The sequence below is a fragment of the Actinoplanes sp. CA-015351 genome (assembly GCF_050955685.1).
Classification (GTDB): Bacteria; Actinomycetota; Actinomycetes; order Mycobacteriales; family Micromonosporaceae; genus Actinoplanes.
In genome coordinates this window covers 5,059,777-5,083,430 of sequence record NZ_CP192102.1, presented here as the reverse complement: position 1 = coordinate 5,083,430, position 23,654 = coordinate 5,059,777, and the positions used below count along the sequence as shown (strand labels likewise).

General features: G+C 68.5%; 19 protein-coding genes and 1 pseudogene. 8 read left to right on the top strand and 12 right to left on the bottom strand.

Going from position 1 to position 23,654, the window contains the following annotated elements; genetic code table 11:
• Nucleotides 1–144 precede the first annotated feature (144 nt).
• Complete coding sequence (locus tag ACQP2E_RS23400; RefSeq protein WP_433825080.1) at nucleotides 145–1,641, bottom strand: alpha-amylase family glycosyl hydrolase; 1,497 nt, start codon at nucleotides 1,639–1,641, stop codon at nucleotides 145–147.
• A 103-nt stretch (nucleotides 1,642–1,744) separates the two neighbouring features.
• Between ACQP2E_RS23400 and ACQP2E_RS23395 the strand changes: the two genes are divergently transcribed.
• Nucleotides 1,745–3,172 (top strand): NAD-dependent succinate-semialdehyde dehydrogenase, encoded by a 1,428-nt coding sequence (locus tag ACQP2E_RS23395; RefSeq protein ID WP_433825079.1) that lies wholly within the window; start codon nucleotides 1,745–1,747, stop codon nucleotides 3,170–3,172.
• Between the two features lie 21 nt (nucleotides 3,173–3,193).
• On the opposite strand, the gene ACQP2E_RS23390 is transcribed toward ACQP2E_RS23395, so the two are convergent.
• Complete coding sequence (locus ACQP2E_RS23390; RefSeq protein WP_433825078.1) at nucleotides 3,194–3,751, bottom strand: GNAT family N-acetyltransferase; 558 nt, start codon at nucleotides 3,749–3,751, stop codon at nucleotides 3,194–3,196.
• Nucleotides 3,752–3,848: 97 nt separating this feature from the next.
• Here ACQP2E_RS23390 and ACQP2E_RS23385 point away from each other — a divergent pair, with 97 nt between their 5' ends.
• The 4 genes from ACQP2E_RS23385 to ACQP2E_RS23370 all read left to right on the top strand — a co-directional run bounded on the left by ACQP2E_RS23385 (nucleotide 3,849) and on the right by ACQP2E_RS23370 (nucleotide 8,451).
• A complete protein-coding gene (locus ACQP2E_RS23385; RefSeq protein ID WP_433825077.1) occupies nucleotides 3,849–5,264 on the top strand; it encodes an ABC transporter substrate-binding protein in 1,416 nt (471 codons plus the stop codon).
• 15 nt (nucleotides 5,265–5,279) lie between these two features.
• Nucleotides 5,280–6,227 carry a carbohydrate ABC transporter permease gene (locus ACQP2E_RS23380; RefSeq protein WP_433825076.1) on the top strand — a complete coding sequence of 316 codons (948 nt, stop codon included), beginning with the start codon at nucleotides 5,280–5,282 and terminating at the stop codon, nucleotides 6,225–6,227.
• Between the two features lie 4 nt (nucleotides 6,228–6,231).
• On the top strand, nucleotides 6,232–7,113 hold the full coding sequence (locus ACQP2E_RS23375; protein WP_433825075.1) for a carbohydrate ABC transporter permease: 882 nt from the start codon (nucleotides 6,232–6,234) through the stop codon (nucleotides 7,111–7,113).
• 210 nt (nucleotides 7,114–7,323) lie between these two features.
• A complete protein-coding gene (locus ACQP2E_RS23370) occupies nucleotides 7,324–8,451 on the top strand; it encodes a sugar ABC transporter substrate-binding protein (RefSeq protein ID WP_433825074.1) in 1,128 nt (375 codons plus the stop codon).
• A 145-nt stretch (nucleotides 8,452–8,596) separates the two neighbouring features.
• On the opposite strand, the gene ACQP2E_RS23365 is transcribed toward ACQP2E_RS23370, so the two are convergent.
• The 9 genes from ACQP2E_RS23365 to ACQP2E_RS23325 all read right to left on the bottom strand — a co-directional run bounded on the left by ACQP2E_RS23365 (nucleotide 8,597) and on the right by ACQP2E_RS23325 (nucleotide 17,590).
• Nucleotides 8,597–9,343 (bottom strand): alanyl-tRNA editing protein, encoded by a 747-nt coding sequence (locus ACQP2E_RS23365; protein ID WP_433825073.1) that lies wholly within the window; start codon nucleotides 9,341–9,343, stop codon nucleotides 8,597–8,599.
• Nucleotides 9,344–9,484: 141 nt separating this feature from the next.
• A complete protein-coding gene (locus tag ACQP2E_RS23360; protein ID WP_433825072.1) occupies nucleotides 9,485–10,660 on the bottom strand; it encodes an LLM class flavin-dependent oxidoreductase in 1,176 nt (391 codons plus the stop codon).
• A gap of 54 nt (nucleotides 10,661–10,714) precedes the next feature.
• On the bottom strand, nucleotides 10,715–11,215 hold the full coding sequence (smpB, locus tag ACQP2E_RS23355) for an SsrA-binding protein SmpB (protein WP_433825071.1): 501 nt from the start codon (nucleotides 11,213–11,215) through the stop codon (nucleotides 10,715–10,717).
• A gap of 108 nt (nucleotides 11,216–11,323) precedes the next feature.
• Nucleotides 11,324–11,617: a hypothetical protein gene (locus ACQP2E_RS23350; RefSeq protein WP_111652975.1), complete on the bottom strand. Its 294-nt coding sequence runs from the start codon at nucleotides 11,615–11,617 to the stop codon at nucleotides 11,324–11,326.
• Nucleotides 11,618–11,646: 29 nt separating this feature from the next.
• A complete protein-coding gene (locus ACQP2E_RS23345; protein WP_433825070.1) occupies nucleotides 11,647–12,078 on the bottom strand; it encodes a DUF1801 domain-containing protein in 432 nt (143 codons plus the stop codon).
• A 196-nt stretch (nucleotides 12,079–12,274) separates the two neighbouring features.
• The gene (locus ACQP2E_RS23340) at nucleotides 12,275–13,417 is read right to left on the bottom strand and encodes a cellulose binding domain-containing protein (protein ID WP_433825069.1); all 1,143 of its coding nucleotides are present in this window, start codon (nucleotides 13,415–13,417) and stop codon (nucleotides 12,275–12,277) included.
• A gap of 77 nt (nucleotides 13,418–13,494) precedes the next feature.
• Nucleotides 13,495–14,928 carry a (Fe-S)-binding protein gene (locus ACQP2E_RS23335; RefSeq protein ID WP_433825068.1) on the bottom strand — a complete coding sequence of 478 codons (1,434 nt, stop codon included), beginning with the start codon at nucleotides 14,926–14,928 and terminating at the stop codon, nucleotides 13,495–13,497.
• A gap of 21 nt (nucleotides 14,929–14,949) precedes the next feature.
• The gene (locus ACQP2E_RS23330; protein WP_433825067.1) at nucleotides 14,950–16,140 is read right to left on the bottom strand and encodes an FAD-binding oxidoreductase; all 1,191 of its coding nucleotides are present in this window, start codon (nucleotides 16,138–16,140) and stop codon (nucleotides 14,950–14,952) included.
• A gap of 1 nt (nucleotide 16,141) precedes the next feature.
• Entirely contained in the window at nucleotides 16,142–17,590 is a 1,449-nt protein-coding gene (locus tag ACQP2E_RS23325) for an FAD-linked oxidase C-terminal domain-containing protein (RefSeq protein ID WP_433825066.1), read from the bottom strand.
• A 180-nt stretch (nucleotides 17,591–17,770) separates the two neighbouring features.
• Here ACQP2E_RS23325 and ACQP2E_RS23320 point away from each other — a divergent pair, with 180 nt between their 5' ends.
• Both ACQP2E_RS23320 and ACQP2E_RS23315 read left to right on the top strand, forming a co-directional pair.
• Nucleotides 17,771–18,460, top strand: coding sequence for a hypothetical protein (locus tag ACQP2E_RS23320; protein WP_433825065.1), 690 nt, complete (start codon nucleotides 17,771–17,773; stop codon nucleotides 18,458–18,460).
• 344 nt (nucleotides 18,461–18,804) lie between these two features.
• The gene (locus ACQP2E_RS23315) at nucleotides 18,805–19,212 is read left to right on the top strand and encodes a helix-turn-helix domain-containing protein (protein ID WP_433825064.1); all 408 of its coding nucleotides are present in this window, start codon (nucleotides 18,805–18,807) and stop codon (nucleotides 19,210–19,212) included.
• Nucleotides 19,213–19,268: 56 nt separating this feature from the next.
• On the opposite strand, the pseudogene ACQP2E_RS23310 reads toward ACQP2E_RS23315, so the two are convergent.
• Nucleotides 19,269–20,255: pseudogene (locus tag ACQP2E_RS23310) on the bottom strand (MAB_1171c family putative transporter); the annotation flags it as partial.
• Nucleotides 20,256–20,855: 600 nt separating this feature from the next.
• Between ACQP2E_RS23310 and ppdK the strand changes: the two are divergent.
• Entirely contained in the window at nucleotides 20,856–23,534 is a 2,679-nt protein-coding gene (gene ppdK / locus ACQP2E_RS23305; RefSeq protein WP_433825063.1) for a pyruvate, phosphate dikinase, read from the top strand.
• Nucleotides 23,535–23,654 lie beyond the last annotated feature (120 nt).

Sequence of the window (23,654 nt, the reverse complement as noted above, 5' to 3'; positions counted from 1 at the left end):
GCCAGAGGCGCCATCAAGAATTTGCGACAACCCAGAAAAATCGACCGGACTAGAGGCGAAGCGCAGGGCGACGAACGCGGGGGCCACGAACGCAGGGCGACGAACGCGGATCAAAGAACAGGCACGGCAGAGAGCAGCCCTGTCTCATCGCACGTCCTCACGAACCCAAGCCGCTGTGTCCGCTGGCAACCGCCCGTCCGGAGCAAGCGGCCCACTGCTGATCAACACCTCACCGTCCGGCACCGCCACCGGCCCAGCACCCATCGCCACCACCAGGGCGAACCCCGGTCGTCGCGCGGTCAACCGATCGTCACCGTCGACAGACCACACCACTGGATCGTCCGCCGAGAGAACGCCCTCGGCCTGCAGCAACCGCCGCAGCGCGATCGCATCCCGGCACAACGGCAGCGTCGGCGACTCCAGATAGCGGTCCCAGCCTTCCGGAACAGGTAGCCAAGGAGGTCCAGATTCAGCCGACTCACATCCAGGGCCCGCAGAAAAACCACCGCTCCACGGCAACGGCACCCGGCACCCGTCCCGCGACATCCCGGACCTCTCCCAAGCCGGGTCCTGCCGCGCCTCCTCGGGCACGTCAACCTCGGGCAACCCATACTCCTGCCCCTGATACACATACGCCGCCCCGGGCAACCCGAGGACCACGAGCAGAGCGGCCCGTGCCCGCGCCTCACTGCCATACCGCGTAGGCGTACGCACCACGTCATGGTTCTCCACGACCCACGTGACCGGCGGATGCCGCAGCACCTGCTCGCCGGCCGCCCGCCACGCACCCGCACTCCACGGCGCCACCAGGAATCCGAACGCGAACGCCTGATGCAGCCGATCCGGGCCCACGAACCGAGCCGCCCGGCCCGGTTCCAGGTTGACCTCGCCGATCAGGACGCGCGGCGGGTCGTACCCGTCGGCGATCTCCCGCCAGCGGCGGAAGACCCCGGGTGTCTCCGGCTGGTCGCACACGAGCGGGTTGCCCCGCAGCCGCCCCGGCTCAGGCGTCACCCCGTCCGGGAGCGACGGCAGCCCGGGTGCCTTGTAAAGCCCGTGCGCCACATCCACCCGCAGCCCGTCGACGCCCCGATCGAACCAGAACCGGATCACCTCGTCGAAGAACGGCGCGGTCCGTGGATCACGCCAGTTCCAGTCCGGCTGCGACGGGGCGTACAGATGCAGGTACCACGTACCGTCCCCGACCGGCTCCCAGGCCGAGCCGCCGAACACGCTCGGCCAGTTGTTGGGCGTCGCGCTGAAGTGGAAGCGTTCCCGCGCGGACTCGTCTCCCGCCAGCGCCTTCTGGAAGATCGGATGGTCCGATGAGCAGTGATTAGGGACGATGTCGATGATCACACGCAGTCCGAGTTCGTGCGCCCGCGCGAGCAGGGCGTCGAAATCAGCGAGATCCCCGAAGATCGGGTCGACGCCACGGTAGTCGCTCACGTCGTACCCATGATCTCTCTGGGGTGAGGTCTGGAACGGTGTGAGCCAGAGCGCGTCGCACCCCAGACCCGCGATGTGGCCGAGGCGGGCCGTCAGGCCCGCGAGGTCGCCGATCCCATCCCCGTTGGCATCTGAGAATGATCTTGGATAAACCTGGTAGACGACACCGTCTCTCCACCACACACCCGCCACACACCAAGTGTCCGGGGAAGCGTGGCAAGGCGCAGCGATCGAGAGCAAGCTAGGGCTGAGTTGAGCAAGCTGAGCAAAGCCGAAGCGAAGGAGTGGGAGCGCAGTGGAAACCGAACTCTTCATCGGCGGCAAATGGGTGCCGGCCTCCTCGGGGAGCCGCTTCGACGTCCTCGACCCGGCGACCGGCGACACCATCGCCTCGGTCGCGGACGGCAGTGAGGCGGACGCGATCGCCGCGGTGGACGCGGCTGCTGCCGCGGGTCCCGCTTGGGCCAAGACACCTCCGAGGGTACGCGGGGAGGTGCTGCGCAAAGCGTTCGAGCTGATGACCGAACGCGCCGCCGACCTGGCAAAACTGATCAGCCTCGAGAACGGCAAGGCCCTCGTGGACGCGAAGGGCGAGGTCACCTACGCGGCCGAGTTCTTCCGCTGGTTCGCGGAGGAGGCGGTCCGCGGCGAGGGTTCGATCGCGACCGCTCCGTCCGGCGCCAACAAGCTTCTCGTGGTGCGCCAGCCGGTCGGCGTGTGTGTGCTCGTCACGCCGTGGAACTTCCCGGCCGCCATGGCCACCCGCAAGATCGGGCCCGCGCTCGCGGCCGGCTGCACGGTGATCCTGAAGCCGGCCAGTGACACCCCGCTGACCGCGCTCGCGATGGCCGCGATCCTGGCCGAGGCGGGCGTACCCGAGGGTGTGGTGAACGTGCTGCCGTCCCGCAGCTCCGGCAAGGTCGTGTCGGCGATGCTGCACGACCCGCGGGTGCGCAAGCTGTCGTTCACCGGCTCCACCGAGGTGGGCCGGATCCTGCTCGCCCAGGCCGCTGAGAACGTGGTGAACACGTCGATGGAGCTGGGCGGCAACGCGCCGTTCCTGGTCTTCGCGGACGCCGACCTGGACGCCGCGGTCGACGGCGCGATGATCGCGAAGATGCGCAACGGCGGCGAGGCGTGCACCGCGGCGAACCGGTTCTTCGTCGAGGCGCCGGTCGCCGACGACTTCTCCAGCAGGCTCGCGCAGCGCATGTCCGCGCTCGTCGTGGGTCCGGGCACGGACGAGAAGACACAGGTGGGCCCGCTGGTCAACGAGGACACCGTGGCGAAGGTGGACAGTCTGGTCCGCTCCGCGCTCGACGCCGGCGCCGAGGCGATCACCGGCGGCAGCCGTCCGGGCGGTCCCGGCTACTACTACCCGCCGACCGTGCTGACCGGCGTCCGCCCGGACGCGGCGATCCTCCGCGAGGAGATCTTCGGCCCGGTCGCGCCGATCGTGACGTTCAGCAGCGAGGACGAGGCCGTCGCGCTCGCCAACGACACGGAGTACGGCCTCGTGGCCTACGTCTACACCGGCGACCTGTCCCGCGGCCTGCGGGTGAGCGAGGCGATCGAGGCCGGCATGGTCGGCGTGAACCGCGGCCTGGTCAGCGACCCGGCCGCCCCGTTCGGCGGCGTCAAGCAGAGCGGCATCGGCCGCGAGGGCGGCCACGAGGGCCTCCTCGAGTACCTCGAATCGAAGTACATCGCCGTCAGCTGGTAGGGAACCCCGCCGCTGCTCGTCCTAGGCGATTTCCTTACGCATACGAACCAGAGGCACGGGTACGCCCGAACGAGCGTCACTGAGTTCCTCAACGACCACGTACCCGTTGGCCGTGTAGAGCGGCTGCCCGGACAGGGTTCCCATCAGCTCAAGGGTGGTGAACCCGTCCGCGGCGGCCGCTCTCTCGCACTCGGCCAGGATCATCCGGCCGACCCCTCGCCGCGCGTGCCGCGGATGCGTGAACATGGCCCGTACCCTCGCCGGGTCCCGTCCCGGCTCCAGCAGTGCGGCATCCCGCCCGGCGCTGTGGTCGCCGCCATAGAGCGTCGCCCGCCGGCTCCACCCACCACACCCGCAGACGGTCACGCCCTCCTTCGCCACAGACTCTTCAACAATCTCTTCGACCACGAAGTACGTCCCGTCGATGACGAGCTGCGTGTCCAGCCCCATGATCGAGTGGCTCGCGGCGATCTGGTCGTCGTCGAGAAACCCCCGCTGCAGCTCGGCGATCGACGCCGCCATCACCTCCCGCAGCGCAGGCAGGTCGTCTTCGGTCGCGACTCGGATCCGCAGGCTCATGACACCCCATTGTGGTGACCGCTCGGGTCGCGCCATCACCGGCTCTGGCTTACCGTCGAAATGTTCTTCGTTATCGATGCGTAACGGGGTGGACATCATGCGTTCCTATCGACTGACCGTTTTGGCACGAGCGGCCGCCGCGCTTCTCCTGACAGGTGCTCTGGGAGCCTGTGGCAGCGACGAGGGCGACTCCGGAGGGACGCTCACCGTCTGGAGCCTGGAGAACCTGACCGACCGGGTCCAGGCCACCCAGAAGATCGCCGACGAGTTCACCAAGTCCACCGGCATCCCGGTGAAGATCGTGGCCACCGACGAGAACCAGTTCAGCAGCCTGATCACCTCGGCCGCCGCAGCCGGGACACTGCCGGATGTGGTGGGTGCGCTCCCGCTCGCCGCCGTGGCGCAGATGGCCACCAACGAGCTGCTCGACACCGAGGCCGCCAAATCAGTCGTGGACCAGCTGGGCACCGGCACGTTCGCGGCACCGGCACTAGCACTGACCAGCCAGGACGGCAGTCCGGACGGCCAAGGGCAGTGGGCGGTGCCCTCCGACGGCTGGGCGCAACTTCTCTTCTACCGCAAGGACCTGTTCGAAGCGGCCGGCCTGCCCGCACCGGACACCTATGCCGCGATCCGCGCCGCCGCCGAGAAGCTCAACGCGAACCAGGTCGCCGGCATCACCGTTGCGACCGTCGGGAACGACGCGTTCACCCAGCAGACCTTCGAGAACCTCGCGCTCGGCAACAACTGCCAGCTCGTCGACGACGCGAAGGCCGTGCTGCTCGACTCACCGCAGTGCGTGGAGACGTTCCAGCTCTACGCCGACCTGGTGAAGAACTGGTCGGTGCCGGGCGCGCAGGACGTGGACACCACCCGCGCGACGTATTTCGCCGGCAAGGCGGCCATGGTCGTCTGGTCGTCGTTCCTGCTCGACGAACTGGCCGGCCTGCGTAACGACGCCGTGCCCACGTGCGCCGAGTGCAAGAACGACCCGGCCTGGCTGGCCAAGAACACCGGTGTGGTCACCGCCGTGAGCGGCCCTCAGGGGCAGCCGGCCCAGTTCGGCGAGATCACCAGCTGGGCCATCACCCGGAACGAAGGGGGCGCCGAGAACACCGACGCGGCCAAGCGCTTCGTCAGCTACATGATGAACGAGGGCTACACCGACTGGCTCGGCATCGCTCCCGAGGGCAAAATTCCAGTGCGCAAGGGTACGGCCGACGACGCCACAAAATTCGTCAAGGCCTGGAACACCCTGCCGGCCGGGGTGGACGCCAAGAAGCCCCTCGCCGAGATCTACCCGGAGGATTTCCTCACCGCGCTGCAGAGGAGCCCGGACACGTTCCAGCGCTGGGGCTTCCCGCAGAAGCAGGGCGCCCTGGTCGGCGCGACCCTCGGCGAGTTGCCGGTACCGAAGGCGATCAACAGCCTGACGACCGGCGAGCTGGACGCGGCCGGGGCGGCGCAACGAGCGGCGGAGGACGTCAAGACGATCCAGAAGTCCCTCGAGTAGGTCTGCGGGCAACGGGTGAAGAAGCCACTGACACTCCGGCAGCGGGAGAACCGTGCCGGCCTCGCCTACCTGTCCCCGACCCTGGTCGTGGTCCTGGTCGTCGTAGTCCTGCCGATCCTCTGGACCGTCATGCTGGCCTTCCAGCGGATCCGGCTGATCAACCTGCGCCGGGCCGGTGTCTTCGGCGACTACAGCCTCGCCAACATCGAGGTGGTCCTGACCTCGCCCGGCTTCTGGTCGTCACTCTGGACGACAGTGATCTACACGGTCGGCTCGACTCTCGGATCCATAGCTGTCGGCCTGATCGCGGCCCTGGCTCTGCGTGATTCAAGAAAGCGGGGCCGGACCCTGGTCAGGGCCTCGGTCCTTCTTCCGTACGTAGCTCCCGTGGTGGCCGTGACATTCGTCTGGACCGTGCTGCTCAGTCCCCAGTTCGGCCTCTTGAACGACTGGGGGATGAGGTTCCTCGGCTGGGACCGGCCGATCGCGTTCCTCAGCCAGCGTGAGTACGCCCTGAACGTCCTGGGCTGGCACGTCGACATCCCGCTGGCGCTGCTCACCGTGATCGCGTTCGAGTCGTGGCGGTACTTCCCGTTCGCGTTCCTGTTCCTGCTCGCCCGCCTCCAGGCGGTGCCGCAGGAACTGGAAGAGGCGGCCCGGGTCGACGGCGCCGCGCCCACCCAGGTCTTCCGGCACATCCTGCTGCCGCAGCTCTCCGCCGTGATCGCGCTGCTCTGCGTGCTGCGCTTCATCATGACGTTCAACAAGTTCGACGACGTGTACCTGCTGACCGGCGGCGGCGCCGGCACCGAGGTGGTGAGCGTACGCGTCTTCGAGTTCCTCACCGCCCGCTTCGACATCGGCGCCGCAGCCGCGCAGGCCCTGGTTCTCGCCGCCGGCCTGATCGTGCTGCTGGCGATCTATCTGCGCTTCCTGGCACCCCGCGTCGAGGGGGAGGAGTAGCCCCATGAGGTGGACCGGAGGAGATCGGGCCCAGACCGAGACCCGGGTGCTCAACGTCCTGCGCCCGCTGGTGATCACCGTGCTGCTGGTCACCACGCTGTTCCCGTTCCTCTACATGCTGCTGCTCTCGGTACGCCCGATCGAGCAACTCCTCCAGAACCCGGGACAGTTCTGGGTGTCGCCCTCCGAGTGGACCGTCAGCACGTACCAGGAAGTGCTGGCCTCGGTGGCCGACGGCGGGCAGGGCTTCCTGCGTCTGCTGACGAACTCGGCGATCGTCTCGGTGGCCGCCACCGCCCTGACACTGCTGGTGTCGATCCCCGGCGCGTACGCGGTCAGCCGCCTGCGGTTCACCGGTCGCCGTCAGGTGCACTTCCTGTTCCTGTCGGTCTACCTGTTCCCGTCGATCCTGCTCGCGATCCCGCTGTTCGTGCTCTTCACCCGGCTCGGGCTGCGCGGCTCGCTGGCCGGGCTGACGTTCGTGTACATCGCGCAGACGGTCCCGGTCTCGATCTACATGCTGCGCAATTACCTCAGCACGATCCCGGAGAGCCTGGAGGAGGCGGCTGCCGTCGACGGGTACGGCCGGCTTCAGACGCTGGTCAAGATTGTTCTTCCGCTGGCAGCTCCGGCCGTGATGGCGAACGCCCTGTACGTCTTCATGATCGCGTGGAACGAATTCCTGTTCGCCCTGCTCTTCCTGGTGGAGGATCGCGCCGACTGGACCGTCTCGCTCGGCCTGGCGCAGCTCTCCGGTGGCATCGAGGTCAGCAAGACCGTCCTGATGGCTGGTTCCGTTGTGCTGACGCTGCCGATTGTGATCATATTCTTCGCGGCTGAGCGGCTGCTCACCGAAGGATTGACAGCAGGAGCCGAAAAAGCCTGACGTATGGGGGATCTGAACCCCTGACGCTGGGAACAGAGGATCATGGAGCGGTTACTCCTAGTGATTGTTTGGCAGTAACCCCTAGGAAATGAATAATCTTGTTCCTCTGGCCCCCTCCCGATGTTGCTCCCCCGGCGCGCTGGCCGATACTAGGCGGGCCGTTCAGCGCCCCACCGCAGCTCGGGTCCCCCTGAGAGGACATATATCGCCATGCGCAAGTCTCTGCTCGCCCTGGTCGCCGCAGGCCTGTTGACCACGGTCACACTCACGGCTTGTGACGACGGCACCGATCCCGGTGACAACAGCGACAGTGGCTCGGCAACGACCAGCAACGGTGGCGACTCGTCCGGTTCGGGCGGCATCGGTGTGATCCTGCCCGACACCAAGAGTTCGCAGCGCTGGGGAACGGACGACCCGAAGTACCTGAAGGCCGCATTCGAGGCCGGCAAGGTGCCCTACACGATCGAGAACGCCGAAGGCGACAAGGAGCAGTTCAAGCGCCTTGCCGACAAGATGCTGGACGAAGGCGCGAAGGTCCTGATCATCGCGAACCTGGACTCGGTGAGCGGCAAGGCCGTGATCGACGACGCCCACTCGCGCAGCGTCCCCGTCATCGATTACGACCGTCTCACCCTCAACGGCGGCGCCGACTACTACGTCAGCTTCGACAACGAGCGGGTCGGCGAGCTCCAGGCACAGGAACTGGTCAACTGCCTGACCGCCAAGAAGGTCGACAACCCGATCGTCGCCGAGCTCAACGGCTCGCCGACGGACAACAACGCGACGCTGTTCAAGAACGGTTACGACCGGGTCCTGCAGACCCACTTCGACAACGCCACGTTCATGAAGGGCCCGGACCAGTTCGTGCAGGACTGGGACAACGACGAGGGTCGCGAGATCTTCGCTCAGATGCTGAAGCAGTACCCGAAGATCGGCGGCGTCCTCGCCGCCAACGACGGCCTCGGCAACGCGGCCATCGAGGTGCTCCGGGAGAAGAACATGAACGGCGTCGTCCCGGTCACCGGCCAGGACGCGACCGTGCAGGGTCTCCAGAACATCCTCATCGGCGACCAGTGCATGACCGTGTACAAGAACGTGAAGCTCGAGGCGGACGCCGCCGCGAAGCTGGCGATCAACCTGTACAAGAACGTCAAGTCGCCGGTCGACGACAAGCTGAAGGACCCGGAGTCGGGCGCCTACGTGCCGTTCGTGAAGCTGGAGCCGGAAGCCATCACCAAGGCCAACGTCAAGACGGTCGTGGACGGCGGCTACGTCACCGCGAAGGTGCTCTGTACCGCGAAGTTCAAGGCCGCCTGCAACAAGGCCGGCATCAAGTAGGCAAGTGGGCCATTAGCTGAACCAGGCCAGTGGCTGGAGCAGGCCTGTGGCTGAAGCAGGCCAGATTTGGAAGCAGAGAGGCCGGCAGGCCGCCGTCAGGCGACTCGCCGGCCTTTCGCCGTGCCGGGGATTCCCCGGAGCGAGTTCAGCTGATGATCTTGATGCGGACGCGACGGTTCTGGCGGCCTTTGCTCTCCACCTTGACGACCTGGACCCGGCCGACCTGCGCGGTGGACGCCACGTGGGTGCCGCCGTCGGCCTGCACGTCCAGTCCGACGATGTCGATCACCCGGATCTCCGGGTTCTCCAGCGGCGGCAGCGCGTCCTGAGTGCGCACCAGCGTCGGAATGGCGAGAGCCTCCTCGCGGGGCAGCACCCGCGCCACGATTTTCCGGTCCGCGCTGATCTCCGCGTTCACGGCGTCCTCAAGAGCCTGCTTGAACCCGGCGGGAACCTCGGGCAGGTTGAAGTCCATCCGCGCCTCGCCGGGCTGCATGTTGCCCCCGGTGACCAGAGCGCCGAAGTCCCGGAACACGGTCCCGCAGAGAATGTGCAGCCCCGAGTGCGTCCGCATGAGGCTGCTCCGCCGCTCGTCGTCCAGCGCACCCCGCACGGTCGTCCCCACCGCCGGCACCGGATCACCCGGCGCCGGTAGCAGGAACAGGTCGTCACCCTGCCCGCGCTGGCTGCCGGATCGCCGAACATCGACGATCCGGGTCTGCACGCCCTGCCAGAGCAGCACCCCGTGGTCCGGTGGCTGCCCGCCGCCGCCCGGATAGAACGCCGACCGATCCAGGACGATGCCCGCCTCCGGATCGGCCGGATCCGACCACACGACCGTGCAGTCCCACTCGCGTACCGTCGGGTCGGCCCAATCCAGACGTTCGGTCATGGAACCGACTTTAGGCCAGGACGGAACCGGTTTGGGCCAGGACGGGACCGGTTTGGGCCAGGACGGGACCGGTTTGGGCCAGGACGGGACCGGCATCAGGCCAGGACGGGACCGGCTCGCCGCCGGTGTACCGCACCGCCTTCAGGCCAGCAGCTCCCGGACACGCGGGATGACCTGCGTGCCGTACAGCTCCACGCACTTCATCAGCCGGTCGTGCGGAAGCGTGCCGTGCGAGTACTTCAGGTCGAACCGCTGGATCCCCAGCGCACTCACCGTCGCCGCGATCTTCTGAGCGACCGTCTCCGGGGACCCGACGTGCCAGGCGCCCTGGGTGATGTCCGCGACGAAGCGGTCCTTCGTCGTCCGCGGCCAGCCCCGCTCGCGCCCGAGCCGGTCCAGCATCCGCCGGGCGTGCGGCCAGAGAACCTCGATCGCCTCCTCGTCGGTCTCCGCGACGAAACCGGGACAGTGCGCCGCAACATGGGGTGTGACCACTGGCTGGTCCGGCTCCAACTGGCCCGGCTCTGGCTGGCCCGGCTCTGGCTGGCCCGGCTCTGGCTGGCCCGGCTCTGGCTGGCCCGGCTCTGGCTGGCCCGGCTCTGGCTGGCCCGGCTCTGGCTGGTTCGGCTCCAGTTCTGCGAGTTCCTTCAGCGCGCGGTGGTACAGGTCGACGTACGGCGCGAACCGGGCCGGCTCGCCACCGATGATCGCCAGCACCAGCGGCAGGCCGTACTGTGCGGCTCGCACCACCGACTCGGGACTGCCACCCACGCCGATCGAGGCGTGGATCCGGCCCGACTCGGTCTTCGGGTAGACCTGCTGGTCCTTCAGCGGCGGCCGCACCGAGCCGGACCAGGTCACCGGCTCCTCGGTGAGCAGGTGCGAGATCAGGTCCAGCTTCTCCGAGAAGAGCTGCTCGTAGTCCGACAGGTCGTACCCGAACAGCGGGAACGACTCGGTGAACGAGCCCCGGCCCAGGATGATCTCGGAGCGGCCGCCCGAGATGGCGTCCAGGGTGGCGAAGCGCTCGAACACCCGTACCGGATCGTCGGAGCTCAGAACCGTGACCGCCGTGCCCAGCTTGATTCGCTCGGTCTTGGCGGCGATGGCCGCCAGCACGATCTCCGGTGCGGAGACCGCGTAGTCGTCACGGTGGTGTTCACCGACACCGAACGCGTCGACGCCGACCCGGTCAGCGAGGACCGCCTGTTCGACCACGTTCCGGATGACTTGCGCGTAAGGGATGGCCTTGCCGTCGTCGCCGACCGTGACGTCGCCGAAGGTGTCCAGCCCGAACTCTACTTTTGGATCTTCCACCAGTAGATCCTAGCCATGTCCGGGCCTTGTCCGGGTTTCCAGCCGTGGGAGGTGTCAGCGGCGCCCACCTCCCGTCGCCGACCGGCCCTTCAAGCGGCGGCCGAACTCCTTGGCGATCTCTTTCTTGGCGTCGCGCTCGGCCATGACCTGCCGCTTGTCGTAGGACTTGAGGCCTCGTGCCAGCCCCAGCTCGACCTTGGCCCAGCCGTCCTTGAAGTAGAGCGACAACGGCACCAGGGTGAGGCCGGACCCCTCGTTGAGCTTGTTCAAGATCTTGATGATCTCGTCCTTGTGCAGCAGCAGCTTGCGGGTCCGGCGCGGGGCATGGTTGGTCCAGCTGCCGAAGCCGTATTCCGCGATGTGCAGGCCGTAGAGCATGAGCTCGCCGTCGTGCTCCTGGGCGAACGTGTCCACGAGTGACACGCGGCCCAGGCGCAGCGATTTCACCTCGGTCCCGGCCAGCACCAGGCCCGCCTCATAAGTCTTGAGAATCGCGTAGTCGTGACGCGCCTTCTTGTTGGAGGCGATCAGCTTGGTCCCGGTCTCCTTGGCCACAAAGAAACCCTAAGCCAAACCACCTAACACCAGCATGACAGCACCCGTCATAACCCCGGCCCGTCATAACCCGGCACGGTCAACCCCAGCACGGTCAGGCCCACATCCTCACGAAACCCCGGGGACGGAAGGCGGGTCGACCGGTAGCGGGCGGCGCATCGAGTACGTCACGCTGCTCAGCCGGTGCGGCTCGTCCTTCACATGGATGACCGCGCGGTCGTAGGCCTGCCAACCGGCCAGGCCCGCCCGGTTGAGGTGCCGGATGTCGTCGAAACGTTCGTCGGTGCCCCAGCGCAGAAGGCCACCGGGATGGTGGAACGTCGCCGTCCAGTCCATGAACCGGTCGGATCCCAGCGTGCCCGCGGCGCGGTATTCGAGCCGCGCGTATTCCCAATTGTCCACCGGATGATTATGCCGTCCGGTTCGGACAGCTACACCCTCTCGGAGATCACCGTTTGACCGTTCAGGTGCTCGTAACCGGCCTTCACCAGCTCGCGCAGCACCTCTTGATCCACATCGGCGAGGCGTTTCAGGTACAGACAGGACTTCCCGGTGCGGTGCGGGCCGAGACGTTCAAGCAGGCCAGGGTACGCGTCGAAGCCCGCCGAGACATACAGCGTGAGCGCCTGTTTCCGGGGCGACATGCCGACGGCCGGCCAGTCTCCCTCGGTGCCCGTCGCATATCGGTAGTGATAGGTGCCGAACCCGACGATCGCCGTACCCCACATGGTGGGCTCGGCCCCGGTGGCGTCCCGGATCAGAGCCAGCGCGGCCACGGCGTCGGCGCGACGTTTCGGATCAGCGACGGCGGCCAGGAACTCGTCGACGCCTTGTTCGGTACGAACGGTCTTCGGCTCGGCCATGGCTCTCAGAGTAAGCCGGTGAACAGGCCGTTGTCACAGTCTGAACGGGCGAAATGGCGGTCTGATCCCGCGCCAGCCAACGAATCTTGACGCACCTCGGGGCGGTGAAAATCGCTCAAGATCCGTTGGCCTACGGCGAGCTGGCCTACGGCGACCTGGCTGCGGCGACCTGGCTGCGGCGACCTGGCTGGGAGTTCTAGAGGACCGCTGCCAGAGCCGGGTACCACTTGTCGGCGATCTTCGCGTTGCCGGCGTCGTTCGGGTGTACGCCGTCGTACGTGTCGGTCGCCGTGGTGAAGCCGGTCCACTGGTCGACCACGCTGATCGGCGACGCGGCCGTGCTCAGCGACGACGCCCAGGCCGGGATCGCCGCGTTCAGGGCGACCACCCGCTGCCCGCAGTCAGTGCAGGTGGGCGGGTTCAGCGGGATGATCTGAGCGACCAGGATCGTCATGTTCGGGTTGGACGCCCGCATCTGCCCGACCATTTTCGTGTACGCGTCCAGGATCGTGGTCGTCGACAGGTTGCTCCAGGCGTCGTTCGTGCCGAAGTGCATCAGCACGACGTCCGGATCGGTGGCCGAGAGCCAGCCGGGTAGCAGGTTCTGGTTAGCGACGTTGGTGGCCAGGTAACCACCGTGCCCTTCGTTCTCGCCGTCGTAGGCGAAGCCGCATCCCTGCCCCGGCAGCGTCCCGACGAAGTCGACAGCGGCAGCCGGCAGCTTCTGCCAGAGCAGCGCCCGCCAGCATCCCGGCGACCCGGTGATCGAGTCGCCGAGCGCCATGATCTTCACCGGCCCCCCGGCAGGCGGCGACGACGGTGAAACAGAAGGTGACACCGAAGGCGAAACAGAAGGCGAAACTGAGGGGGAGACAGAGGGCGAAACCGAGGGCGACACGGACGGCGAAACCGAGGGCGAACCGGAAGGCGTGACCCCTCCCGTGCACACCACCCCGTTCAAACTGAACCCGCTCGGCGCCGGGTTCGACCCCGTCCACGAGCCGTTGAAGCCGAACGACGCGGTCCCGCCGGTGGCGACGGTCCCGTTCCAGGCGGCGTTGCGGACGGTCACCGCGGACCCGGCCTGCGTGACCACGCCGCTCCACAGCTGGGTGATCGTCTGCCCGGCCGCGAACGACCAGGTCAGCGACCACGACGTAACCGGGTCGCCGAGATTGGTGACGGTGACGTTGGCGCCGAATCCGCCAGGCCACTGGCTGGACACGGCGTACGAGACGGAACATCCGACGGCGGCCTCGGCCCGGGACGCGAGCGGGACGGTGGCGAGCGAGACGGTGACGAGGCCGGCGGCGAGGAATGCCACTAACCGTGGGCGCATGGGGATCTCCATTCCAAACTTTTGGGAGCGCTCCCATTAACCCACATCAATGGACCGGAAGGGGCGAAGCAGAAATTTCAGAGGAGAGCGGAAACCGGCAAACCCCGGATCGACGCGTCCAGAACCTGCACCGTGTGCGCCAGCGCGATCGACCCGCCCCGGCGCCGCAACGCCGCCGCCACCTGCATGAGGCACCCCGGATTCGCGGTCACCAGCAGTGCCGCCCCGGTCGCTGCCACGGCTGATGCTTTCCGGTCACCGAGCTCAGCCGCTGGAACCGGGTTCAGCACGTTCCACACCCCGGCCGACCCGCAACAGATCTCCGGATCGGCGATCTCCCGCACCTCGAGACCCGGAATTCCGCGCAGCAGCGCCCGCGGCTGCGCCCGCACCCCTTGCGCGTGCCCGAGATGGCACGCGTCGTGATAAGCCGCCGTGACCTGCAACGGATGCCGCTCGGCCACCGGACCCAGCTCCACCAGCAGCTCGGCCAGATCCCGGACCTTCGCGGCGAACGCCGCCGCCCGCGACGCATAGGACGGATCGTCGGCGAGCAGCTCGCCGTACTCCTTCAGCGACGATCCGCACCCCGCCGCGTTCACGACGAAGTAATCCATTCCGGTCCGCTCGAACGTCGCGATCAGCTTCCGGGCGAATCGCTGCGCCTCCGCACGCCGCCCGTTGTGCACACTCAGCGCTCCACAACACCCCTGTCCGGAAGGGATCAGAACCTCGCACCCTTCAGCCGCGAGAACGCGTACCGTCGCCGCATTGACCTCGGGAAAGAACGCGGATTGCACGCACCCGGTCAGCATCCCCACGATCGCCCGCCGGTCGCCGCGCGCGGCGACGCGGCGCGGCGGCTTCGGCCCAGCTCCCTGGGAACGGGCGCGCCTCAATTGCGGCGCCAGACTCTCCAAGGTCGCGAGCCTGGGTGCCACTCGCTCCAGGACGCCGGCGCGGCCCACAAGCCGCTGCAAACCAGACCTTTGGTACGCCCAAAGCGGCCCCCGCAGCAAGCGAAGCCGCCGTGGATAGGGGAACAGCGCGAAGATCGCCGCCCGCAGAGCACGATCCCGGCCGGTCCGTTCGTGGCGCCGCTCGACCTGAGCGCGGGTGTCCTCGATCAGCCGGTCGTACTGCACGCCGGACGGGCACGCGGTCACGCACGCCATGCAGCCCAGACAGTTGTCGAAGTGGCCGACCATCGAGTCGCTGAGCGGTTCGCCGGACAGCCCCTGCCCGATCAGGTGGATCCGGCCACGGGGTGAGTCCATCTCCTCGCCCCAGAGCGTGTACGTCGGGCAGGTGGTCAGGCAGAACCCGCAGTGCACACAGTCCGAGACGAGATCCGCACTGGGCCGATTCTGATCATCAAAGGCAGGCGGGCCACCAAAGGCAGGCGGGTCATCAAAGGCAGGCGGGCCCGCGGGTGTGCCGGCGCTCTCGGCGGCACGCAGCGCGTCCACCGGGGGAGTGCCGGTGCCATGCGTGGCATCCACATCGGCCATCAGAAGCCTCCAGAGAACCCGTCAGATCCCGCCCACGAAACGGCCCGGTGCGAACCGACGCTCCGGGTCGAACTGGTCCTTCACCCGCCGCATCAGGGCCAGCCCCGGCACCGGGCCCCACATGTCGAGGGTGTCCCGCACGCCCTCCGGCGCCGACTGGATCACGGCATGGCCGCCGGCCCGGATCGCGGCCGCCCGGATGAGCTCGACCCGCCCGTGCGGCTCGATCCCGTCGGTGGAGAAACCCGCGTAGAGCACCCCGGCTCCGGCCGACCCGGTCACCTCCGCGCCCGCCCCGACCGCCGTGGCCACCATCGCCGGAACCTGCGACAGCAACCCGGTGAGCTTCACCGTCACGTCACCCGGCGGCGTCACACCCCACCAGGGCGGCGGCTCGTCCGACACGTCCACCCCGGCGTTGCTGAGACCCGAGCTGCCGGGACCAGAGCTGCCGAGCAGCCGGGCGACCACGGCGGCCCGTTCCCGTACCCCGGTTGCTGTTCCTTCGAGGAGCACCGCGATCTCCGGGTCGGCGCCGGGTGCGGCGTGCACCTCCACGGCGCTGGGTGCGACCTGGGCGGCGAGGACTCGGGCGGCGTGGATCGCGGGGGCTTTCGCGCGTACGAAAGCAATCGCGGCCGGCGCCGGATGCAGCCGGAAGACGCACTCGGTGATCAAGCCCAAGGTTCCGAAGGAACCGGTGTAGAGCTTGCCCAGGTCGTAACCGGCGACGTTCTTCACGACCTTGCCGCCCGCGTGCGTGATCTTGCCGTCCGGCCGGACAACGGTGATGCCGATCAGCAGATCGCGGGCCGTTCCGTAACGCAGCCGGCGGGGACCGCTGGCGTTCGCCGCGACGGTGCCGCCCGCGGTCGCGGCCGGGGGAGCGTCCAGGGCGAGCTGCTGACCGGGCAGCGCGTGCAGGTCGGCCATCGGCGTGCCGGCCCGGACCACCGTGATCAGGTCACCGGCCGCGTGCTCGACCACACCGGTCAGCCGGCGGGTGTCGATGATCAGGTCGAGGTCGCGGGGTGGCGGGCCCTGCTGAAGTTTGGTGCCGCCGCCGCGAATCACCACGGTGAGGCCCGAGGAGGCGGCGATCAGCGCCGCCGCCTCCTCGGCACTGGCCGGTGCCGCGACCAGGCGGGCCGGCACCGAGCCGACCACGTCATCGTCACCCGCTTTGACAGCGAGATCGTCCAGAGCGGACATGTCAGAAGACCTCCGCGCCGTCGTAGGCGAAGGCGCCCTGGCGACGCCCCGGACGCTCGCCGCAGAGGCGTGGCGTGGGGAAGACCTTGCCGGGGTTCGCCAGGTTGTCCGGGTCGAACGCGCACCTGACCAGCTGCATCGTCTCCAGGTCGACGTCGCTGAACATGCGGGGCATGTACCGCGCCTTGTCCACACCGACGCCGTGCTCGCCGGTGATCGACCCGCCGTGCTCGATGCAGAGGTCGAGGATCGCGCCGGAGACGGCCTCGGCGCGTTCCGCCTCACCGGGTACGCCGTCGTCGAAGAGCACGAGCGGGTGCAGGTTGCCGTCGCCGGCGTGGAAGACGTTCGCCACCCGCACGCCGTGCTCGTCGGCGACCTCGTTGATGCGGCGCAGCACCTCGGGCAGCGCGGTCCGCGGGATCACACCGTCCTGCACGATGTAGTCCGGGCTGATCCGGCCGACCGCGGCGAACGCCGATTTGCGCCCGCGCCAGATGAGCTGCCGTTCGGTGTCGTCGGCGGCCACCCGGATCTCGAAGGCTGACGCCTCTTCGCAGTGCCGGGTCACCGCGGCGAACTGGGCCTCCACCTCGGCGGCCGGTCCGTCCAGCTCGACGACGAGCACGGCGCCCGCGCCCGCCGGGTAACCGCAGTGCACCGCGGACTCGGCGGCCTCGATGGAGAGCGCGTCCATCATCTCGATCGCCGCCGGCACCACCCCGGCCGCGATGATCGCCGAGGTGGCTGCGCCGGCCTGGTCGGTGGAGGCGAAGGCGGCGAGCAGGGTGCGTACCGTCTCCGGCAGCCGGGTCAGCTTCACGGTGACCTCGGTGGCGACCCCGAGCGTGCCTTCCGAGCCGACGAACGCGCCGAGCAGGTCGTACCCGGGGGTGTCCGGCGCCGCGCCGCCCAGCTGGACCACGGCGCCGTCCGGGGTGACCACCCGCAGCCCCGTCACGTGGTTCGTGGTGAAGCCGTACTTGAGGCAGTGCGCGCCGCCGGAGTTCTCCGCCACGTTGCCGCCGATCGAGCAGATCTGCTGGCTGGACGGGTCCGGCGCGTAGTAGTAGCCGTGCGGCGTCGCGGCCTTGGTGACCTGTAGGTTGATCACCCCTGGCTGGACCACGGCCCGTTCGTCCTCCGGCCGCATCGCGACGATCTCGCGCAGCTGCGACGTCACGATCAGCACCCCGTCGGCGTGCGGGAGAGCGCCGCCGCTGAGCCCGGTCCCGGACCCGCGCGCCACGAACGGCACCTGAGCCTCCGCGCAGGCCTTGACCGCCGCGACGACATCGGACTCGGAGCGGGCGAGGACCACGATCGCCGGGATGACCTTGTAGTGGGCGAGCCCGTCGCACTCGTAGGTGCGCAGCTGCTGGCGGTCGGTGAGCACCTGGTCCGCACTGATCGCGGCCCGCAGACGGGTCGCGAGCGCATCGATACCCATGGTGGGCCTCCCGGGGCGGCGGGTCACCGGTGACGCCGCCTATGGCCACGCTAACCGTGATCGCCATCACGCGCGACGGGTGCGCCCGCCCAATGAGATCGCCGGTGGCTGGTCGTGGTCGCCCCTTCACCCGTTGTCGATGCTTTTTCGCAGGTCGGGGTCGTCTGCCAAGATGGCCCGATGTTCGCGACTCTGCGCGTTGTTCTTGCCGCTACCTGCGCCCTGGCCGTGGTGGCCGGCTGCAGCTCGTCGGACGAGCCGGACCCGGGGCCCGACGGCGGTCTGGTCAGCGTGACCACCATGCGTGGCGCGTTCCTTCAGGCCTCCGAGGTCGGCCCGACCTGGGCCGCCCCGGAGGAGAGCGCCGCACCCACCCAGCTCGTCAGCTTCTGCGGAGGCGGCGGCGCGCCGCCCGAGGTGCCGCCCGGCGCCCAGCTGGTGTCGTCGTCGCTCGCCGACGAGGGGCAGACCGGCGCCCAGACGCTGCACCAGACCGCGCTCGTCTACCCGGACGCCGCCTCGGCCACCGCCGGGCTGGCGCTGCTGCGCACGGTGGCCGACCAGTGCCCGCCGTCGGCCGACGTACCGGCGACCGTCACGTCCGACCGCAACGAGCCGGCGTACGCCGAGACGACCGAGGTCCGTGATCTCGACGAGGGCGGCTGGTCCGGTTTCGTGATCGTGCGCCACAAGAAGTACGAAACCGCGCACCCGGGCACGGCCGACACCGCGGTGGCCGTGCTGAGCAGCCGCAACGTGGTGCTCGTCGACACGTACGCCCTGTACCGGCTGGACAACGCCAGCGCGTCACCCAACTTCGAGGCCGACTGGCAGAAGCTCGTGGGGTCGGTAGTGCAACGCGTGGGCTGACGCCGGGGATGGACAGCGTGACCTCATTGGTCTATTGTTCGCGGTGCGCCGTTGCGAGTTCTTCCCCCGTGGAATTCGCAGCGGCGCCCTTATTTTCCGGGCAGTGCCGGTCGGTCCTCTGCGGACTCATCCGACTGTCCGATGCGGACTCAGCCGTCCCGGTGAACTTTCTTGAGCGTTGTTCGGTAGTCGCCTAGGCTTCTCATCAACCTCAGTTTACGGTCGGCCGGCATCGGGGGATGTGCATCGGCTACGCGCCTGCTCATGACGCGTTGGTGCTGCTCATGGTCGCTAGAGGTGAAGTAAGAAGGTCCAGCAGCGGGCCGCGGTGGGAGTGGTGCGGGGTGTCCGGTACTGAGGGGGCCTTCTCGATCGCCGGGAAGCTGGACCGGCTCTTCCGCGCCACCGGCCGCCCGGAGCCGAGCTACATGGTGATCGCCGAGGCGATCCGGGCCGGCCAGGGCGTGGCGATCTCGCACACCTACATCTGGCAGCTGCGTACCGGCCGCCGCGACAACCCGACCGTTCAGCATCTGACGGCCCTGGCTCGATACTTCGGTGTGCCGGTGGCGTACTTCCTCGACGACGAGATGGCCCGCCGGGTCGACGGTCAGCTCGAGTTGCTGCGGTCGCTGCGCGATGCCGGCGTCACCGAGATAGCGCTGCGAGCCGCCGACGTGTCGCCGCAGGGCCGGGAAGCGATCACCGAGGCGATCCGGCAGGTCTGGGAGTCCGAACATCCGGAACGGTGACGCAAGGCCCGGCTCACCCGGGACAGCCACGCGATCTCGTCGGCCATCTCCGGTCCGACCGGCGCCCATCGCCCGGGTGCTGCGCCCGGCGGCTCGCCGTCCGCACGCCTGCGCAGCGCGCCGGCGATGCGCCGAGCCTCCGCCGCCGCTGGGTCCGTGCACTCGCCGGCGTCCTGAAGAACAAGATAGGGGCGCAGCGCCAGCAGCCCGTCGCGGATCTCGATCACCCGGCGATAGAGCCGCAGCCGCACCCCGGCCTCCCCGGTCATCTCCAGCGCCGCCCGCGCCGGCCGCATCAGGACCACCTCCGGAAACGCGTCGCGCATCGCGCTCCAGAGAGGCCTCAGAATCAACAGCATTCGGTACGCCCGGAGCACGGTGCCCAGTCGTGCGGCGGCCGGCACCGCCCCGCCGGCCACGTAGAGCACCGCCCCGGCATGCTGCAGCCCGGCGAGCGACGGTTCCCGCAGGGCGGTTTCCCGCAGGGCGGTTTCCCGCAGGGCGGTTTCCCACAGGGCTGTTGCTATCAGGATCGCCTTCGTTGAGGCGTACCCGAAAATGAGCAGGATGCCGGCGGCCATGGTCAGAAGCCCGCGCCGCAGCAAACCGGCGGGCGCAGCCCGGCGGATGATCACGCAGGCGCGCGCGCCGAGAAGGAGAAGGACGGCCAGGTACGCCTCGAAGGTCACCCAGTAGGCGGTGTTCCCGATGATGCGCGGCGCGGGGTCCAGGACGCGTCCGGACGCCTCGATCGTCAGGAGGATCAGAACTCCGCCGGTGAGCGCTGACTGAAAATGACCATGGCCGGTCGCGGTGATCTCGGAGACGAACCGGAGCAGCAGATGTGCGGCGACGACGGCGAGCAGATGCGCGGCGACCGGTGCGGGCCGGCCGGCGGCGACCGCGGGCAGCGCGACGGTGACGGCGAGGGCGCAGGCCAGCAGGTTCGCCCAGAGAACCCGGCGGCGTGGATCGAGCAGTGCGTCGGTGATGCGGCTCAACGTGGTGTCCGTTTTCGCAGTCAACCGGTTGCTGCGGATCATCGAGGCCAGCAGCTCGGCCTCGCGCTCCTGGTCCGTGGTGTAACCGGCGCGGCCCAGCACGTGACCGATCAGGACCGGGTCGAGGTCTGGGAAGAGCAGCGCGGACAGATCGCCTTTCGGCTGGTGATCACAGAGCATGTGGGCGATCTCGTGCAGCACGATGTGCTCGGCGTGCAGCGGCGACGTCTCCGGGTCGTAGAAGACATGGTCGGCCGACGGCAGCCCGAGCCAGAGTCCGCAGGGCGCTCCCGGTCCGAGCCCGGAGAGGGGTCGTCGCCGGAGTGGTTTCCCGCGCGACGCGGACACCTCGGCGCAGAAGAGATCGAGATCGAAAGGCTCCGGAACCCGGAGCCCGCGCAGCCGTTCCGCACAGCGTCTCCTGAGTCCGGGCTGCCGGAGTCCACCCATTGCCGAAACGCTACCCCGGGTCCGCCAGTGCGCGTAACTGCGCGGAGAGAGCGTGATCCGATCAGGGTTCTTCGTATCGGTGTGGAAAAAGCCACGGGCTGTTAACTATTCGCTTGCCTCGTGCTTAGCCTTACGAATCGCGGGGCAGGAAGTTGCTTCGGCCGCGATTTCTTAACCGGAGGTGGGTGCGGCATGAAGTTCGTCTACGACTTCCATGAGGGAAACAAGGACCTCAAAGATCTGCTCGGTGGCAAGGGCGCCAATCTCGCGGAGATGACGAACCTGGGCCTGCCCGTTCCTCCCGGTTTCACGATCACCACTGAAGCGTGCAAGGAGTTCCTGCGCGAGGGCACCCACGTCGACGGGCTCGACGCCCAGATCGACGAGCACCTCGCCACCCTGGAACGCGACATGGGCCGGCGCCTCGGCGACCCGGCCGACCCGCTGCTGGTCTCGGTGCGCTCCGGCGCCAAGTTCTCGATGCCCGGCATGATGGAGACCGTTCTCAACGTCGGCCTCAACGACGAGTCCGTCGACGGGCTGTCCCGGCAGGCCGGTGGCAACGACAGGTTCGCCTGGGACTCGTACCGGCGGCTCATCCAGATGTTCGGCAAGACCGTCTGTGAGGTGCCCGGCCACGAGTTCGAGGACGCGCTGCACGAGGCGAAGGTGGCCAAGGGCGTCACTGACGACGTCCAGCTCGACGCCGAGGACCTGCGGGCGCTGGTCACGGCGTACAAGAAGGTGTTCGCGAAGCACACCGGCCACGACTTCCCGCAGGACCCGCGCGAGCAGCTCGACCTGGCGATCGCGGCCGTCTTCCGGTCGTGGAACGCCGACCGTGCCGTGCTGTACCGCCGCCAGGAGCGCATCCCGGCCGAGCTCGGCACCGCGGTCAACGTGGTCGCCATGGTCTTCGGCAACCTGGGCGCCGACTCCGGCACCGGCGTCGCCTTCACCCGTGACCCCGCCAACGGCGAGCAGGGCGTCTACGGCGACTACCTGTCCAACGCGCAGGGCGAGGACGTCGTCGCCGGCATCCGCAACACCCTGTCGCTCAGCGACCTGGAACGGCTCGACAAGAAGTCCTACGACGAGCTGATGCAGATCATGGCCACGCTGGAGGGCCATTACCGGGACCTCTGCGACATCGAGTTCACCATCGAGCGCGGCAAGCTCTGGATGCTGCAGACCCGGGTCGGCAAGCGCACCGCTGCCGCCGCGTTCACCATCGCCAGCCAGCTCGTCGACGAGGGCGTGATCGACCTCGACGAGGCGCTCGTCCGGGTCACCGGCGCGCAGCTCGGGCAGCTGATGTTCCCGCGGTTCGACCTTGCCTCCTCGCCGGAGAGCATCACGCGCGGCGTCGGAGCCTCGCCCGGTGCGGCCTACGGCGAGGTGGTCTTCACCGCCGCCCGAGCCGTCGAGGTGGCCGCCACCGGCAAGCCGGTGATCCTGGTCCGGCGCGAGACCAACCCCGACGACCTGCCCGGCATGATCGCGGCGCAGGGCATTCTGACCAGCCGTGGCGGCAAGACCTCGCACGCTGCCGTGGTGGCCCGGGGGATGGGCAAGACCTGCGTCTGCGGCGCCGACGAGATGGAGGTGGGCTCGTCGTCCTTCACGATCGGCTCGCACACCGTCAGCGAAGGCGACGTCATCTCGATCGACGGCACCACCGGCCGGGTCTACCTCGGTGAGGTGCCGGTCCGGCCGAGCGAGGTGGTGCAGTACTTCGAGGGCGACCTCGACCCGGCACAGGCCAACGACCCGCTGGTCTTCGCGGTGCACCGGATCATCACGCACGCCGACAGCAAGCGCCGTCTTTACGTGCGCACGAACGCGGACACCGGCGCGGACGCTGCCCGGGCGCGGCGGTTCGGTGCTCAAGGCATCGGACTGTGCCGCACCGAGCACATGTTCCTCGGCGATCGTCGTGAGCTGGTCGAACGGCTCATCCTTGCGCGTACCGAAGCGGACCGGAACGACGCGCTCGCCGCGTTGCAACCGCTGCAGCGGGCTGACTTCCTGGACATCTTCCGGGAGATGAACGGCCTGCCGGTCACCATCCGCCTGATCGACCCGCCGCTGCACGAGTTCCTGCCGTCGCTGGAAGAGCTCGCGGTCCGGGTCGCGGTCCAGCACGAGCAGGGCCAGCGGGTCGAGCACGACGAGCAGATGCTCGCCGCGGTGCGCCGGATGCACGAGCAGAACCCGATGCTGGGTCTGCGCGGCGTACGCCTCGGCCTGGTCATTCCCGGCCTCTTCGCGATGCAGGTGCGTGCCATCACTGAAGCGGCGGTCGCGCTCGCCGCCGAGGGCGGCAAGCCGCGACCCGAGATCATGGTCCCTCTGGTCGGCGCCGTCCAGGAGCTGGAGACGGTACGCGCGGAGGCCGAGAAGATCATCGCGTCGACCGTCGGTGACTCGGGTGTCGAGATCCTGATCGGCACGATGATCGAGGTTCCACGGGCCGCTCTCACGGCGGGTCAGATCGCCGAGGCGGCCGAGTTCTTCTCCTTCGGCACCAACGATCTCACCCAGATGGGCTGGGGTTTCTCCCGCGACGACGTCGAGGGTGCGTTCTTCTGGCGTTACCTGGAGCTGGGCATCTTCGGCATCTCGCCGTTCGAGTCGATCGACACCGACGGCGTCGGCCGGCTCGTGCGGATCGCCGCGGAGGAGGGCCGGGCCGCCCGCCCGGGCCTCAAGCTCGGCGTCTGCGGCGAACACGGCGGTGACCCGGACTCGGTGCACTTCTTCCACGAGGTCGGGCTGGATTACGTGTCGTGCTCGCCGTTCCGGGTGCCGATCGCGCGCCTGGAGGCGGGCCGGGCGGCGGTCGAGTCGGAGGGTTCCGACCACCGCTGAGCATTTCCACAGACCCGGGCGGCCCTCTCCACTACGCGGCGGATGGGGGCCGCCCGCCTTTTCGTCCCATCTCTGTCCTATTGATCAACGCCTTTTGCTCGGTTGGCGCGCAAAATGGCG